The sequence below is a fragment of the Lysinibacillus sp. NPDC056232 genome (assembly GCF_042267565.1).
In the GTDB taxonomy this organism is placed as follows: Bacteria; Bacillota; Bacilli; order Bacillales_A; family Planococcaceae; genus Lysinibacillus.
The window spans coordinates 105,604-120,983 of record NZ_JBHJTF010000010.1; the positions used below are offsets into that span (position 1 = coordinate 105,604).

A 15,380-nucleotide genomic window follows, 5' to 3' on the forward strand; every position below is an offset into this window, starting at 1 on the left:
AGAGAATCCAGGTATTTCGTAGTATTAATTATTTTCTGAAAGGTTTGATTGCTAAACTTAACTCGCTTAATTGATCTGAAGACACTTCACTAGGTGCGTTTGTCATTAAGCAACTAGCACTTGCCGTTTTCGGGAATGCAATTGTGTCACGTAAGTTAGTGCGGCCAGCAAGTAACATAACGAAGCGGTCAAGACCAAATGCAAGACCTCCATGTGGTGGTACACCGTATTCAAATGCTTCTAATAAGTAGCCAAATTGAGCTCTTGCTTCTTCTTCTGTGAAACCAAGTAAATTAAACATTTTTTCTTGTAATTCACGCTCATAAATACGTAATGAACCTCCACCAAGCTCATAACCGTTTAATACGATATCGTATGCTTGTGCGCGGACAGCAGAAGGATCTGTTTCCATTAACTGAATATCTTCGTCAAATGGACGTGTGAATGGATGGTGTGCTGCTTTATAGCGACCATCTTCTTCAGAGTACTCTAATAATGGCCAATCTGTAATCCATAGGAACGCAAATTGTGATTCATCTATTAAGCTTAAGTCTTGACCTAATTTCGTACGAAGTGCACCTAATGAAGCTGCTACAACAGACGCTTGATCAGCTACAAATACTAAAATATCGCCCACTTCAGCTTTCATACGTTCGATTAATGCAGCTGCTAATGCTTCGTCAAAGAATTTTGCAATCGGTCCGTTTAAGCCCTCTTCCGTTACTTTTAACCAAGCAAGACCTTTTGCTCCGTAAATACCAACAAATTTCGTTAGCTCGTCCATGTCTTTACGAGAGTATTTATCTGCTGCACCTTTAATGTTAATACTCTTTACTTGTTTGCCTTGTGCCACTATATCAGCAAATACCTTGAAATCACAGCCATCAAAAATGTCATTTAAATCAACAAGCTCTAAACCAAAACGCACGTCCGGTTTATCAGAACCGTAACGATCCATTGCTTCTTGATATTTCATACGTTGGAACGGAGCAGGGATATCAATGTCTTTTACTTCTTTCATAACTGCTTGGATTAAGCGTTCGTTCATTTCTATAATTTCTTCTTGCGTTAAAAAGCTTGTTTCAATGTCCACTTGTGTAAACTCTGGTTGACGGTCAGCACGTAAGTCTTCATCGCGGAAGCAACGTGCGATTTGGAAGTATTTTTCAAAACCAGATACCATTAATAATTGCTTAAATAACTGTGGTGATTGTGGTAATGCATAAAATTCACCTTCATGAACACGTGATGGTACTAAATAGTCACGAGCCCCTTCTGGAGATGATTTTGTTAAAATTGGTGTCTCTACTTCTAAGAAGCCTTCGTTTTGTAAGAAGTTTCGAATTGTACGAGTAACGTCAGAACGCATTTTGAATGTATCAAACATAACCGGACGACGCAGGTCAAGATAACGATATTTCAAACGTAAATCTTCGGATACATCTGTGCGATCTTCAATTTGGAATGGTGTTGTTTTAGCTGTATTAATGACGATTAATTTTGTTGCTTCTACCTCAATTTTACCGTTCGGTACATTTGGGTTGATTTGGTCTTCTGAGCGAAGGATAACTGTTCCTTCTACTTCAATTACATATTCACTACGTACTTTATCAGCTAAAGCATGTGCTTCTGCTACATCAGGGCTAAACACTACCTGTGTGATTCCAGTACGGTCACGTAAATCAATGAAAATTAAACCACCTAGGTCACGGCGACGTTGTACCCAACCTTTTAATACGACTTTTTCGCCTTGTAATACTTCTGAAAGTTCGTTACTAGCATGTGTTCTTGTTGCCATTTAATTAATTCCTCCAAAATTTATTTGGCTCATCACCATAACTTAAGGTTGATTTCCGTTCCGACTGGGCGCTTTGCCGCTGACGCTTCGCTTTCGCGCAGAGCAGAGCTTCCTGGGGGCGTCCAGTCGTAACGAAGATCAACTTTTCCACATGACATACGTTTTTACAAAATGTCATCCCTAACTTTTGATGATGGACCGTTTATTTTATTTATGTAGCATACACTTCCTACTAAGTAGCGAATTGATGCCATGGAAAATTAGATATCAGTTTATTGTTTAGATGATTTATCTGTCCAAAATGAAGCTTAAACTATTTTAATCATTTGGACAGACAATCTTGTATTGAAATATAAACGATCTATGTTTTAACAGCTTGTGTTCGTTTATTGTTTTAATAGGTAGTTCACTAATTCTGAGAACGCTACTTTTTGTTGTTCTCCTGATTCCATATGTTTAACAGTAGCGACTTGCTCTTCAAGCTCTGTTTCACCTAAAACAATCGTATATTTTGCACCTAAACGGTCTGCGGATTTCATTTGAGCTTTCATTTTGCGATCTAGATAATCCATCTCCGTAGAAATGCCCTTTGCACGGAAGGTACTTGTTAACTCTACTGCTTTTAACTTCGCTTCATCACCCATAGCAATCATATAGACATCGAGTCCTGATGCTGTGTCTAATTCAACACCCTCAGCTTCAAGCGCAAGCAATAAACGTTCAATACTTAGTGCAAAACCGATACCCGGTACTTCTGGTCCACCAATTTCTTGCACAAGGCCATTGTAGCGCCCACCACCACAAAGTGTAGTAATTGCTCCAAAACCAGAAGCTGTTGACATAATTTCAAAAGTCGTATGATTGTAATAATCAAGACCTCTTACAAGATTTGGATCGATCTCATACGAAATTCCTAGTGTATCTAAATACGTTTTAACTTGAGCGAAATATGCTGCTGACTCCTCTGTTAAGAAATCAGTTAATGCAGGTGCAGATGTCATTAACGGGTGCTCACGGTCCGCCTTACAGTCCAAAATACGCAGTGGATTTTTTTGCAAACGATTTTGGCAATCTGAACAAAACTCATGAATATGTGGTTCGAAGTGTTGTAGCAGTGCTGTACGGTGTGTATCACGTGTTTCTTTGTCACCAAGAGAATTAATGACTAATTTTAAATCCTTTAAACCAGCTGATTCATAGACATCCATTGCTAGCGCGATTACTTCCGCATCAATAGCTGGGTCCGCTGAACCAATGGCTTCTACTCCAAATTGTACAAATTGACGGTAGCGCCCTGCTTGTTGACGTTCATAACGAAACATTGGTCCTAAATATGAAAGCTTTACTGGTTGATCAGGTGCACCAAACATTTTATGCTCAACAAAAGCACGAACTACACCGGCTGTATTCTCCGGACGTAATGTTAACGAACGGCCACCGCGATCTTCAAATGTATACATTTCCTTTTGAACAACATCTGTTGTTTCACCGACACCACGTGCAAATAAATCTGTTTGCTCAAAAATCGGTGTGCGAATTTCGTTGTAACGATAGACACGACAGATATCACGGATAACCGCTTCTATCTTTTGCCATTTCTCTGATTGACCAGGCAAAATATCTTGCGTCCCTCGTGGCACTTTAAAACTCATATAAATACCTCCTTTATAAATTGCTTATGAGCAAGCTCTTCTGGACTTCTCTCATTTTTTTGTCCATAAAAAAAGCCCTCGCCCCCTGCATAATGCAAGGGACGAGAGCTGTATAAGCTTCCGCGGTTCCACCCTAGTTGACGCATCAAATACATGCGTCCTCCTCCTGATCGGATAACGGCCGATTCCGTTTTTTCCTACTAAGCACTACTTTTCAGAAAAAAGCCTCTCAAGTGTTATTCACGTTATACATTTTTGTAGGAAAGATTTCAGCCTAGGTCTTTCCCTCTCTTCTCCAATAGAGGTATACGCTACTTGCTTGGTCATAAGCGGTTAATCATTTTTTGATTACCCTTTATGTTAGTCACAACAAAAGGCAATGTCAACTGTTTTCGTTTTTTTTACATTACAATCGTTAAAATAACAAATTCCATTACCTTTTTCCCACGAATTCTATTACAAAAGCATGGTAAAATAGAACAAGGAATAGGAGGAATCTGATGAGGACAAAATTTTTACATACTATAATCATCTTCGTACTAGTGCTAACATTTGCATTTCCAAGTAACACTGTTCAAACAGCACTAGCCGACTCCAGTGATTTAAAAGTAACTGGAACGATTCTTCATTTACGTGAGGGACCTGGACTGTCTTATCCAATCATTACGACATTAGATGAGGGTGACCCGTTAACCTCTATTAGTCGCGAGGGCGATTGGATACGAGTAAAAGCAGGCAATTACGAAGGTTGGGTAGCATCCTGGCTAACAGCTTCGACAAACGATAAGCAAACGGCTGACCAAACGTTAATTTCTCAAGTCAACCGTCTAAATATCCGTACTGAGCCTGACATATCTTCAGCAGTTCTTGGACAATTATCTACAGGTGACCAAGCTAAACTTATTGAAAAAAATGGCGAATGGGCGAAAATAGATTGGAACGGACTAGTTGGTTGGGTATCCACTGACTATGTTACTATCAATGATCTACCCGAACAAAAGGCTAAGGCTGATGAACCTAAAGTTGAAGTATCCACAAAAAAAGTCAACAAAGATACAACATTTACAGTTTTAGTGGATGCACTTAATGTGCGCCAACAGCCAGACTTAAATGCTAACAAGGTTGGCACTGTTTCAAATGGACAAGCCTTTAAAGTGCTAGCTCAAGAGCATAACTGGGTACAAATTCAATATAACGATAAAAAAGCAGGTTGGGTTTATAGCTTTTATGGTACTTTTTCAAATATAGAAAAAAAGGCATCAAAATCTTCTTCTGCTTCCTCAGATCTTGAATCTGTCACAATCATTTATAATGGGACAAACTTACGGACAGATGCAACAACAACTGCCGAAGTTGTTGAACGTGTAGATGCTGGTGAAATCTACCCTATTGTAGGCGCTAAAAATGACTTTTATGAAATACAAGTAGATGACAAAACTGCTTTTGTGGCGAACTGGGTCGTTACTACTTCTTCGCCAAGTAAAGCTGTTACTGCTACAAAAAAGGAAAAATCAAAACCACGCAAGAAAGGCACTTTAAATGGATTAACTATTATCGTAGATGCTGGACATGGTGGGAATGATCACGGTACTACCGGACAACGTGGAACAGATGAAAAGGAAATTACATTAAAAACGGCATCTCTTCTTGCTTCAAAGTTGAGTGCTGCTGGAGCAAATGTTGTCATGACAAGAGAATCAGATGAATATGTTGCCCTCCGTAAACGCGTATCAATTGCACACCAATATGAGGCAGATGCTTTTATCAGTATTCATTATGATGCTACAGACGATAGCTCCGTTAATGGTTTCACCTCATATTATATGAACAGTAATCAACAAGATCTTGCAGAGGCAATAAATAATGGACTCTCAAATAAAATCGATTTAAAAAATCGTGGTACCCAACAAGGAAATTATTTAGTTTTACGAGAAAATCGTCAAAAGGCTGCCCTTATTGAGCTAGGCTACTTAAGTAATGGTAGTGAGGAACGTGTTATTACATCCGCTAAATTCCGGGAACAAGCTACTCTCGGCATCTACCAAGGCATTTTAAATTACTTTAACGAGAATTAATAATGTGAAACTTGAAACATTGGGGACTTTCTTCATCCCCAATGTTTCTTACTATTCATCAATACGAAAATGAAAAAAGGTCTCTATACTCATATCCCATGAGTATAGAGACCTTTATGCGTTTATTTTTTCCTTGTTGCCAACGTAACCCATACAATTTCCTTCATACGAATGAACAACGGCGTACGACTAATCTCTACAACGATATCGTCAGGTAATACAGAGATTAGTTTTCCTTGTTGAATATTTTTCTCTGTTTGCACGACTATTGCCTGACCAATCATCATGTTTAGAGTTTCGTATAAATATGGATTTGATACGCTTCCTCCCTGAGTCACCGTTCACACACTTCCTTCCTACAAAACAAACCATACTGTTAAATGTATGAAGGTATTATAGGAAATGTACCATTTATTTAGACTCAAGAAGTATCGTAATTGGGCCATCATTTGTAAGTGCAACGTCCATCATTGCACCAAATATTCCTGTTTCCACATGTAAACCGTGTCCGCGTAAGGCATTATTAAAGGCCTCCCATAACGGTTCCGCAACTTCTGATCTTGCTGCACTTGTAAAACTTGGACGATTCCCCTTTTTTGCATCCCCATATAATGTAAATTGCGAGACGGATAGAATAGCCCCTCCTTGCTCTAGTATGGAATGGTTCATTTTTCCATCTACATCTTCCCAAAGGCGGAGATTAGCTACTTTTTTTGCTAAATATACAACATCATCTTGCGTGTCCTCGTGTGTAATGCCCACCAAAAGAACATAGCCGCTCTCAATAGCTCCCGTTACTTTTCCGTCAACCGTAACAGAGGCAGCTTTACTACGCTGTAAAACTACTTTCATTCTTTAAAACCTCAATTCTTCATTGTAAGCACCAGAAGTATCAACTTCGGTCATAACAAAGTCGCTACTGCCCAACCATTCATTTAGTAAAGAAATTGATTAGTTAATAACACGTTGTACTGAATATATATCCGGTGTTTGCTTAATACGTTCCACTACTTTATGCAAATGTGAAATATTTGAAATCGATATCGTTAAATGAATCGTCGCCATTTTATCGCGATCTGCACGACCACTCACTGCTAATATATTCGTTTTCGTTTCGCTAACAATTTGCATAATTTCATTTAAAATGCCTGGTCGATCGAAGGCTGAAACTTCAATATCGACAGGGTATTCTTTTCTCTCAGGAGTAAGTCCGTGTTCCCACTCTACTTCTATTAAACGCTCCTGCTCATCATCTACTTGAATATTTGGGCAGTCTGCACGGTGTACTGAAACACCTCTACCTTTCGTAATGAAGCCTACAATTTCATCTCCAGGAACTGGCGTACAACAACGAGAAAGTCGAATAAGCATATTGTCGATATCTTTTACGATAACACCCGATTCCGTACGTTTTTGTGGAATAGGGTTTTTCATTTTTTGTTCAATTTTCTCAAGCGCTTCTTCCTGTTCACGCTCTTTGCGACGTTTTTCCGCTAGACGATTAACAACTTGCTGAGCTGTAATTCCATTCACGCCGACAGCTGCATATATATCTTCTTCATTTGTATAGTTAAATTTTTCATATACACGCTTCAAGTTTTCCGCTGACATTGTTTCTTTTACATCAAAATCTTGTGCTCGGATTTCCTTCTCTATCATCTCTTTACCTTTGATGATATTTTCTTCACGAAGATGACGTTTGAAAAACTGCTTTATTTTATTTTTCGCCTGTGAGGATTGAGCTATTTTCAGCCAATCACGGCTCGGACCAAATGATTGCTTTGATGTTAAAATTTCAATAATATCTCCCGTTTTTAACGGTGTATCAAGCGGTACCATTTTACCATTGATTTTCGCGCCAATTGTACGATTTCCAACTTCTGAATGCACACGATATGCGAAGTCGATAGGTACAGAGCCTGCCGGTAATTCAATGACATCTCCTTCAGGTGTGAATACATAGACCATATCAGAGAATAAATCAAATTTTAAAGATTCCATAAATTCTTCAGCATTAGAAGATTCGTTTTGGAATTCTAAAATTTCTCGGAACCACGTTAATTTTTGGTCGACATTTTGTTTTTCATTATCAACTTTTTTACCTTCCTTATACGCCCAATGCGCTGCAATCCCGTACTCGGCAATTTTATGCATTTCCTTCGTTCGAATTTGGACTTCTAATGGGTCACCATAAGGACCAATTACTGTTGTATGCAGTGATTGATATAGGTTTTGTTTTGGCATCGCAATATAATCTTTAAAACGCCCAGGCATCGGCTTCCATAATGTATGCACAATCCCAAGTACGGCATAGCAATCTTTAATACTATCGACAAGTACACGAATGGCTAATAAATCATAAATCTCGTTGAATTGTTTCTTTTGTAACACCATCTTACGGTAAATACTGTAAATATGTTTTGGGCGACCATAAATATCCGCTTCAATTTCAACCTCTGTAAGCTGTGACTTCATCTCAGTCATGACATTGTCTAAATATGCTTCACGCTCATCACGTTTTTTCTTCATAAGACTGACAATGCGATAATATTGCTGTGGATTTAAATAACGAAGTGCTGTATCCTCAAGCTCCCATTTAACAGTCGAAATCCCAAGACGATGCGCGAGTGGTGCAAAAATTTCAAGCGTTTCTTTAGAAATACGGCGTTGTTTTTCTGCAGGTAAATGCTTTAACGTGCGCATATTATGTAGACGGTCTGCCAGTTTAATCAAAATGACACGAATGTCCTGCGCCATAGCTACAAACATTTTTCGATGATTTTCTGCTTGTTGCGCTTCTTTAGATAAATATTTAATTTTCCCCAGCTTTGTTACACCATCTACAAGCATCGCAACCTCTTCGCCGAATTCACGAACCAAATCGTCGCGCGTAAAATCCGTATCCTCGACAACATCATGTAAAAAACCAGCTGCAACTGTTTCAGGATCCATTTGTAATTCAGCTAAAATTCCAGCTACTTGCACAGGGTGAATAATATACGGTTCACCTGAGCTTCGGAATTGCTCAATATGGGCATCCCTTGCTAATTCATATGCTTTTTTCACGAATGCGACATTTTCATCATTCATGTAGGATTTGACTAACTCAAAAACGTCCTCGGGAGTCAAAATTTGCTCTTTCGCCATAACATGTCCACCTTGCTCGTCAAATTTTTCAGATTAGATATAAACTTAATTGTATAAAATTTTATGGGCTATTGTAAAGTAACTGTGTCATTTTGTTTAGTTATTCTCGTGAACAATGTGAAAAATGGAAAAATATTCTCCTAAATGAATGAAAAGACCCTTTGCGAATGCAATATTTCGCAAAGAGTCTCTCTTATCGTATCATAGTTGTTACTTATTTATTATACGCTACAGCAATTTTTGACCCAACTACTGCATTATTTTTTACTAATGCAATATTGGCATCCAGGCTTTTACCTTCTGTTAATTCTTTCACTTTTCCAAGTAAGAATGGTGTCACGTTTTTACCTTGGATACCGTTTTCTTCTGCTTCTACTAAAGCTTTTTCAATGATTCCTGTAATGAATGAATGCTCAAGTGCTTCAGACTCTGGAATTGGGTTAGCAATGACAGCTCCACCTTTTAAGCCTAATTGCCATTTTGCACGTAGCATTTCTGCCACTTCCTCTGGCGTATCAATCTTGAAGTTGACATCAAAACCGCTTTGACGTGTGTAGAATGCTGGTAGCTCATCTGTACCATATCCAACAACTGGTACACCTTTTGTTTCAAGATATTCTAAAGTTAAACCAATATCTAAAATTGACTTAGCACCCGCACAAATTACAGCAACATTTGTTTGTGCTAATTCTTCTAAATCTGCTGAAATATCCATTGTTGTTTCAGCACCACGGTGTACGCCACCGATACCGCCAGTTACAAAAATTTCAATACCAGCTAGCTCCGCACAAATCATTGTTGCTGCTACAGTTGTCGCTCCTAATTTTTTTGTTGCTAAAAGATAGCCTAAGTCACGACGAGATGCTTTTGCTACGCCTTGAGCATTACCGAACATTTCAAGTTCTTCATCTGATAAACCAATTTTAATTTTACCATTGATTAATGCAATAGTTGCTGGTACTGCACCATTATCACGAACAATTTGTTCCACTTCACGTGCTGTTTGAACATTTTGTGGATATGGCATTCCGTGTGAAATAATTGTTGATTCTAATGCTACGATTGGTAAGCCTTTTGCTTGTCCTGCTTTTACTTCTTCTGATAATACGATGAATTCTTTCATGTTGTTATTCCTCCATTTCACTGTTTAACAAATCAACTGATAGCTCAGGTCTTACGGTATATGGAGATGCAAGTGTATTTTTGGCATTCGTTAAGCCTGCATCAATACATGTTGCAAATGATTGCCCAGTAAGCCAGCTATGGATTACAGCACTGACAAATGCATCTCCTGCACCTGTTACATCTTCAATTTTATCTATAGCTTTAGCCGCGTAATGACTTGGCTTCGTTGTAACGGAAGCTGCATACACACCCTTGCTACCCGCTGTAATAATTACCTGGTCAGCACCTAATGTAAGAAGTTGCTGTAAAGCCTTTTCATAATGCACAGAGTTTTCGATTTTATGACCAACAATCGTCTCTGCTTCATCTGTGTTACAAATAAACCATGTTACTCCTTGCAACGTATCAGGTAATCGATTCATTTTTGGCGAAGATACCGGTACGATGACAAACGGAATGTCACGGGCAATTGCAACCTGCTGTATGTAAGCCACTGTTTCCTTTGGACAGTTTAAGTCCATAATAAAGCAGCCCGCATTCATCAGCATTGCCTCATGTTTTTTTAGCAAACTTGGCAATAAAAGATCATATACTTCCATATTTGCTACCGCTAATGCTAGCTCGCCCTGCTCATCCATAACCGCAGTATAGGAACCCGTCGAAGCGTCAGGTAGCTGCTCCACATAACGTAAATTCATAAATGGCTCTGACGCTTCTTGGATCACTTGCCAATCAGCATCTTTGCCGGCAGTAGTCAGCAAGGTTACTTGATGATTTAATCTACCTAAGTTTTCAGCAATGTTTCGTCCAACACCACCTACACTAAATGAAGAGCTAGCAGGATTGGACGTACCGAATTGGACATTCCCTTTTACATGAAATTTTCGGTCAAGATTGGCTCCACCGATACAAATAATTTCATTTTCCTCAGGCAAAATATATGCACGACCTACAATTTTCCCCTGCTTCGTTAAGCTCGACACTAAATTAGCAAGGACTGGTCGAGATAGCTTCATCTTATCTGCCATCTCTTGCTGAGACATAAACGGATTCTGGCGAATTAATGCAAGGACCGCCTGTTCTCTTTCATTCATAGCATCACCTTTTATTATATTTGTTTATATTATAAACTTTTGTTTGGTTGGTGTCAAAATTTTTTAACAAAAAAGTTGAAGCCGTTATAATATTGGCTTCAACTTCATGTTGTTATATCTATTACTTCAATGAAATTAAGGTGTCGTATTAAATAAGTATGGCATTTCGGCAAAGAAGGGGCTGATTTCCATTCCGACTGAGCGCTTTCCTGGGGGCGTCCGATGAGCCGCTTGGGGCAACAGGATGTTGGTCCGAAGGCGTTATCATAGGACGTGATGGTTTTAGCCTTCGTTCCCCTGTCTGCTCGCTCCAGGGTCTCGGGCCAACAGATGTTTTTTGCGCGAAAGCGTAGTGTTAACGCAGCGACAGCAGCATGATGTTGGTCACGAAGGCGTCATCACAGGATGTGCTTATAGCTATCTCCCCAAGTGAACCACTCCTTGTTCACTTTACCGATGACTACACCATGCTGTAAGATCTGAAAATCCATATCCCACCAGTTACCATGTATCTCAATGTCTGCTGCATCAATCGTATAGCGTGCTTTAAAGAAAGAAAACTCCTTCTTAATCGTTAACACCTCTCGACCATTTACCTCAACAAAAAACTTCGGTAAAAAGCTGAACACCTTTTTCGTAATAAGCGCGACTTCATCTCTTGTTGTATTCATAATGGAGAAAGTCTTTGGAATTTGCATAAAACTACCCTCTACGTAATAAACATCCTTCTCCTGCTGATCCTTTACCGTAAATTTGCCACTTAGACTGAATACCTTTTGCTTTATATAAAGTTGCTTCATTCTACACCTCCTTCGAAATAGCATATCAATATAGCGCAGATTTCATCATAGCTATTAATAATTATAGAAATAATTTTTTAGATTTGGACTTATAAATTTATTCAGCGCATTATATGTAAATACCTTCATAACAGAAAAGATATGCAAGTAAAGAAGTTTGCATATCTTGCTAATCTATTCAACACTACGGTTCTTCGTAACAACACTAAAGAGAGTTTCACTTTTTCATATATAAGTAAATTTTATAAAAAAAGTAGTTCCTTCAGATCCTGTTTGAAATTCAATTTTTGCGTTATGACGGGCAGCAATTGCATAGCATATGCCTAGTCCTAAGCCAGTGCCATTATCTTTGGTCGTGTAAAATGGAGTACCCAATTTTTCTACTATTGCAGGACTGATACCTTCTCCTTGATCCCGTACTGCAAGAATTACACAATTTTCATCTCCTTTGCATGTACTGATGGATAGAACCTTACCTGTGCTCATTGATTCTAAGCCATTACGGTATAGATTTATTATCAATTGTCGTATTTCGTTACGATTTAAAAGTAAATCTGGAATGTCTTTCAGATTAAATTGAATAATTTTATTTTGATTAAATGCATCTATCTTTATTAAAGGGGTAATATCTCGAATAATAGAATTTAAATCTAACATCTGTAAATCAGATGTCTTTGTATTACCTATAGAAAGGAATTCAGTAATAATAGAATTGGCACGGTCAAGCTCTTCGATCATTACATTAAAGTAATCATTATGTTTTTCGAACTCGCTCTCTTTTTTTAATAGCTGCAAAAATCCTCGTACTGTTGTCATAGGATTTCTAATCTCATGGCTAATACCTGCTGCCATCTGACCTATTAAGTCTAGGTTTGATAATCTTTTCAATTCCTTCTCATATTTCTTTTTTTCGGTTATGTTTTTTAAAAGGCAGCAGATTCCCTCATCATATGGGTAAGCAACTGCTTCGTACCAATAATCACCATATGCTGAGGTCATTTCAAAATGTACTGCTATTCGCTTTGACATCGCACGATGAAATTCCTTATACATGACCGTATCTACACATTTCGGGAAAATTCCCCATATATTCTGGCCTAATACATCTTTTGCCGTTTTCCTTTGCGGCAAATATTGATGTTTATTCATGTAAAGAAATTCCCACTCTTTGTTCAATGCAAAGAATCCATCCGTTATACTTTCAATAACACTCGTAACCTTTTCATTAGCAGCAGCTAGTTCCCTTGTTCGCTCTTCTACCATATTTTCAAGTTGGTCCATATATAACAAGTTTGAAATTGTAGGGGCTGTGGCATCGACTATCGATTTTGCTAATTGAATTTGAGATTCATGGAAATTACATGTTTCCCCTCCTAAATTGACAACTGTTATAACCCCTAATACTTCCCCCATTGAAACCAGTGGCATCATAAGTAGACTCATACTATCTATATTTGGAGTGAGAATTATACTTTTTGTTTCAATAATCTGTTGAATCATAGCTTCGTAGCTTTGGTTCATTCTTATGCTTTTAAGATTCTCCATCCAATTGGCTTCTGTCCAATCACAGTCTTTATTAAACTTCATGAATGTGATTGTGTTTTTTCCCAACGGATCCAGGATGTGGGCTGTACTTTTTTTGCTACCTAAAACCTTTCCTAAGTAGTAAAAACATTTATCAAGACTTTTCTGCACGGAGGAACACATCGACAAATCACGTGTAACATTGAGTAACAACTGCTTTTCTGCAATAAGGTTTTCCTTTTGCTTTAAATTATTTGCGTTTTGAATTGCAACTGCAGCCATATTCACATACGCTTCAACACTCTGAATTTCTGATTCTGTTAAATTCATCGGCGTTCCATAATCAAATAAAAAAACTAAACCAAATATCTCTTGCTCATATGAGATAGGCAGTGCTAATAAGGATTTAATTTTGAAGGCTTCTACCGATCTCGGGTCCGGCCGATTATCCTTTGAGGTATCAGAGATATAGATGGTTTTTTTAGTTTCAATAACCTCTTTGGCCAGTAAGTCTGTTTCAATATCAATTACCTGTGTATCGAGCGTTATGCCATTCATATCTTCTGGTTTTCCTACAAATCCTCTAAATGTGCCATCTTTTTCTGGTAAATAAATACCAACCGAGTTACATTGCACGATTTCCTCGGATATTGCCTGCGTTACACGCTGTAAAACTTCACGTAGTTCTAACTTTGTATTAATTACTTTGGTTATACTCGCGAGCCTAGAATATCTCGTCTGTTCTCTTAACATGCACAATGTCTCCAATCAAAGCCTACTAAAATTAAAAGTATAATTTCTAGCTAACAGTCTAGTTCTAGATCAGTTTACTATTTTTAATTTTATATCTGTATCCTATTATACATGGAAAACCTCTATTACTTATGATACGGTTTACCGTGATAGCGCTAGCCTGTTTCGACCCGATGATAGGAACGACCATAAGGACTTCTAATAACTTCAATTCACTTTTGTTAGGTCCTTATATTCTTCCATTGCCAGTCACCTTCAATGGCTCTATCCACTTAACAGACCATTCATATGATACCAATGAATAAGAACTGATTGTTGATTCTGTTTGCAGGAGCTACATTTTCCGCACGATTTTTGTTGTCATATGTTCTCTTTCAGCGGTAATATTTAACACTTGCACCAATACGCGTTCACTCTGCAAAAATCTCATCTGTCGATAATGATTTCATATATAAATACACATTTAAAAATGAAAGTAACATTTGATTCATAAATCCACTCTATTCCCATTTTATGCTTATATTCAGTTTGGAGAAAAAGGACTATCCAACAAATTCTTAAATGGAAACAGGTATACTTTTTAGTAAATCACTATTTTTAGTTGGTGATGGATTGTAGTGGAAGGCGGCGACTCCAGCGGGAATAGCATGAGCTGAAGGCACCACAGGAGCGAAGCGACGAGGGACTGAAGCCATGCCCGCGTAACGCATCCGTCACTAAATGACTTAGGAGAAATCCCCTTCTAAAACCGCACTTACTTATAATACGGTTCACCGATACTAATATTAAATTCGTTATAAAAATAGATTTCCTTATTGGACTAACCTGCCCATATCCTAACTTAATACAATTAAATTCAATTTTAACTTAGTTTTTTCTTCAACTAAACTGCCCCGTTAGCCATCCATGTAGCGCAAAAATCAGCTCTTCACCACAGAAAATGAAAGATGATTAAGTTCTTTCATGGGAGTACAATAAGAAAAAAGAGCTGTCTAAAACAGCTCAATGTTTTTCAGCCCTCCTGTAGTTGAATAAGAAAAGACACCCGTTATTGAGTGCCTTTATTTGTTGTAGTTTTTTCTTTCACTATTATTTACTGTCTAATTTAATAATTTCCGATTTCCCGTTCCACTCTAATTTTGCTTCAATTCTATCTTTTTTAAGTTGTGTAAGCTTCACAGCCAGTACATTCAACAGTACCTATGTGTACATTGTTTTTTTGTTAAAAGTGTCTTCAACAATACCCACATCCAACGATACACCTTTTATTTTATATACAAATACTTCAGGTGCAGGTTCTTTTCCAATATATTCAAATGTATATTCTCCAAATTCTCTTTCTTTAGTAACTTCAGTTTCGTACTTAACAATCCAATTCAAGGATAAAAAAATAAATACAATGCCTAAAAATC

At 37.9% G+C, this 15,380-nt stretch carries 10 protein-coding genes, 2 pseudogenes and 1 other annotated feature; of the genes and pseudogenes, 1 reads left to right on the plus strand and 11 read right to left on the minus strand.

The window, feature by feature from the left end; translation table 11 throughout:
• Positions 1 to 28: 28 nt before the first annotated feature.
• The 3 genes from aspS to hisS form a co-directional block, all read right to left on the minus strand.
• Complete coding sequence (gene aspS / locus ACFCYJ_RS10265) at positions 29 to 1,798, minus strand: aspartate--tRNA ligase (protein ID WP_376073832.1); 1,770 nt, start codon at positions 1,796 to 1,798, stop codon at positions 29 to 31.
• Positions 1,799 to 1,802: 4 nt separating this feature from the next.
• Positions 1,803 to 1,949 (minus strand): hypothetical protein, encoded by a 147-nt coding sequence (locus tag ACFCYJ_RS10270; RefSeq protein WP_376073834.1) that lies wholly within the window; start codon positions 1,947 to 1,949, stop codon positions 1,803 to 1,805.
• Between the two features lie 235 nt (positions 1,950 to 2,184).
• Positions 2,185 to 3,450, minus strand: a complete 1,266-nt coding sequence (hisS, locus tag ACFCYJ_RS10275; RefSeq protein WP_376073836.1) for a histidine--tRNA ligase — start codon at positions 3,448 to 3,450, stop codon at positions 2,185 to 2,187.
• Positions 3,451 to 3,544: 94 nt separating this feature from the next.
• Positions 3,545 to 3,786: a binding site (T-box leader), on the minus strand.
• A gap of 164 nt (positions 3,787 to 3,950) precedes the next feature.
• On the opposite strand from hisS, the gene ACFCYJ_RS10280 reads away from it, so the two are divergent.
• Positions 3,951 to 5,525 (plus strand): N-acetylmuramoyl-L-alanine amidase family protein, encoded by a 1,575-nt coding sequence (locus tag ACFCYJ_RS10280; RefSeq protein ID WP_376073838.1) that lies wholly within the window; start codon positions 3,951 to 3,953, stop codon positions 5,523 to 5,525.
• A 122-nt stretch (positions 5,526 to 5,647) separates the two neighbouring features.
• Here the strand turns inward: ACFCYJ_RS10280 and ACFCYJ_RS10285 are convergent, their stop codons facing one another.
• From ACFCYJ_RS10285 to ACFCYJ_RS10320, 8 genes and pseudogenes are all read right to left on the minus strand, one after another.
• Entirely contained in the window at positions 5,648 to 5,863 is a 216-nt protein-coding gene (locus ACFCYJ_RS10285; RefSeq protein WP_376073839.1) for a DUF2642 domain-containing protein, read from the minus strand.
• A 73-nt stretch (positions 5,864 to 5,936) separates the two neighbouring features.
• Complete coding sequence (dtd, locus tag ACFCYJ_RS10290) at positions 5,937 to 6,377, minus strand: D-aminoacyl-tRNA deacylase (protein ID WP_376073841.1); 441 nt, start codon at positions 6,375 to 6,377, stop codon at positions 5,937 to 5,939.
• Positions 6,378 to 6,476: 99 nt separating this feature from the next.
• Positions 6,477 to 8,672, minus strand: coding sequence for a RelA/SpoT family protein (locus ACFCYJ_RS10295; protein ID WP_376073842.1), 2,196 nt, complete (start codon positions 8,670 to 8,672; stop codon positions 6,477 to 6,479).
• A gap of 214 nt (positions 8,673 to 8,886) precedes the next feature.
• Positions 8,887 to 9,795: a pseudouridine-5'-phosphate glycosidase gene (locus tag ACFCYJ_RS10300; protein ID WP_376073844.1), complete on the minus strand. Its 909-nt coding sequence runs from the start codon at positions 9,793 to 9,795 to the stop codon at positions 8,887 to 8,889.
• Positions 9,796 to 9,799: 4 nt separating this feature from the next.
• Entirely contained in the window at positions 9,800 to 10,891 is a 1,092-nt protein-coding gene (locus ACFCYJ_RS10305) for a carbohydrate kinase (RefSeq protein ID WP_376073845.1), read from the minus strand.
• Positions 10,892 to 11,301: 410 nt separating this feature from the next.
• A pseudogene (locus ACFCYJ_RS10310) lies at positions 11,302 to 11,691 on the minus strand (LURP-one-related/scramblase family protein); the annotation flags it as partial.
• A 225-nt stretch (positions 11,692 to 11,916) separates the two neighbouring features.
• The gene (locus ACFCYJ_RS10315) at positions 11,917 to 13,968 is read right to left on the minus strand and encodes a GAF domain-containing sensor histidine kinase (protein WP_376073846.1); all 2,052 of its coding nucleotides are present in this window, start codon (positions 13,966 to 13,968) and stop codon (positions 11,917 to 11,919) included.
• A 1,200-nt stretch (positions 13,969 to 15,168) separates the two neighbouring features.
• A pseudogene (locus ACFCYJ_RS10320) lies at positions 15,169 to 15,380 on the minus strand (hypothetical protein); the annotation flags it as partial.

Coding starts and splice junctions, on each gene's coding strand:
- aspS (WP_376073832.1), bottom strand. CDS start 1,798: ATGGCAACAAGAACACATGCTAGTAACGAACTTTCAGAAGTATTACAA.
- hisS (WP_376073836.1), bottom strand. CDS start 3,450: ATGAGTTTTAAAGTGCCACGAGGGACGCAAGATATTTTGCCTGGTCAA.
- ACFCYJ_RS10280 (WP_376073838.1), top strand. CDS start 3,951: ATGAGGACAAAATTTTTACATACTATAATCATCTTCGTACTAGTGCTA.
- dtd (WP_376073841.1), bottom strand. CDS start 6,377: ATGAAAGTAGTTTTACAGCGTAGTAAAGCTGCCTCTGTTACGGTTGAC.
- ACFCYJ_RS10295 (WP_376073842.1), bottom strand. CDS start 8,672: ATGGCGAAAGAGCAAATTTTGACTCCCGAGGACGTTTTTGAGTTAGTC.
- ACFCYJ_RS10300 (WP_376073844.1), bottom strand. CDS start 9,795: ATGAAAGAATTCATCGTATTATCAGAAGAAGTAAAAGCAGGACAAGCA.
- ACFCYJ_RS10305 (WP_376073845.1), bottom strand. CDS start 10,891: ATGAATGAAAGAGAACAGGCGGTCCTTGCATTAATTCGCCAGAATCCG.
- ACFCYJ_RS10315 (WP_376073846.1), bottom strand. CDS start 13,968: ATGTTAAGAGAACAGACGAGATATTCTAGGCTCGCGAGTATAACCAAA.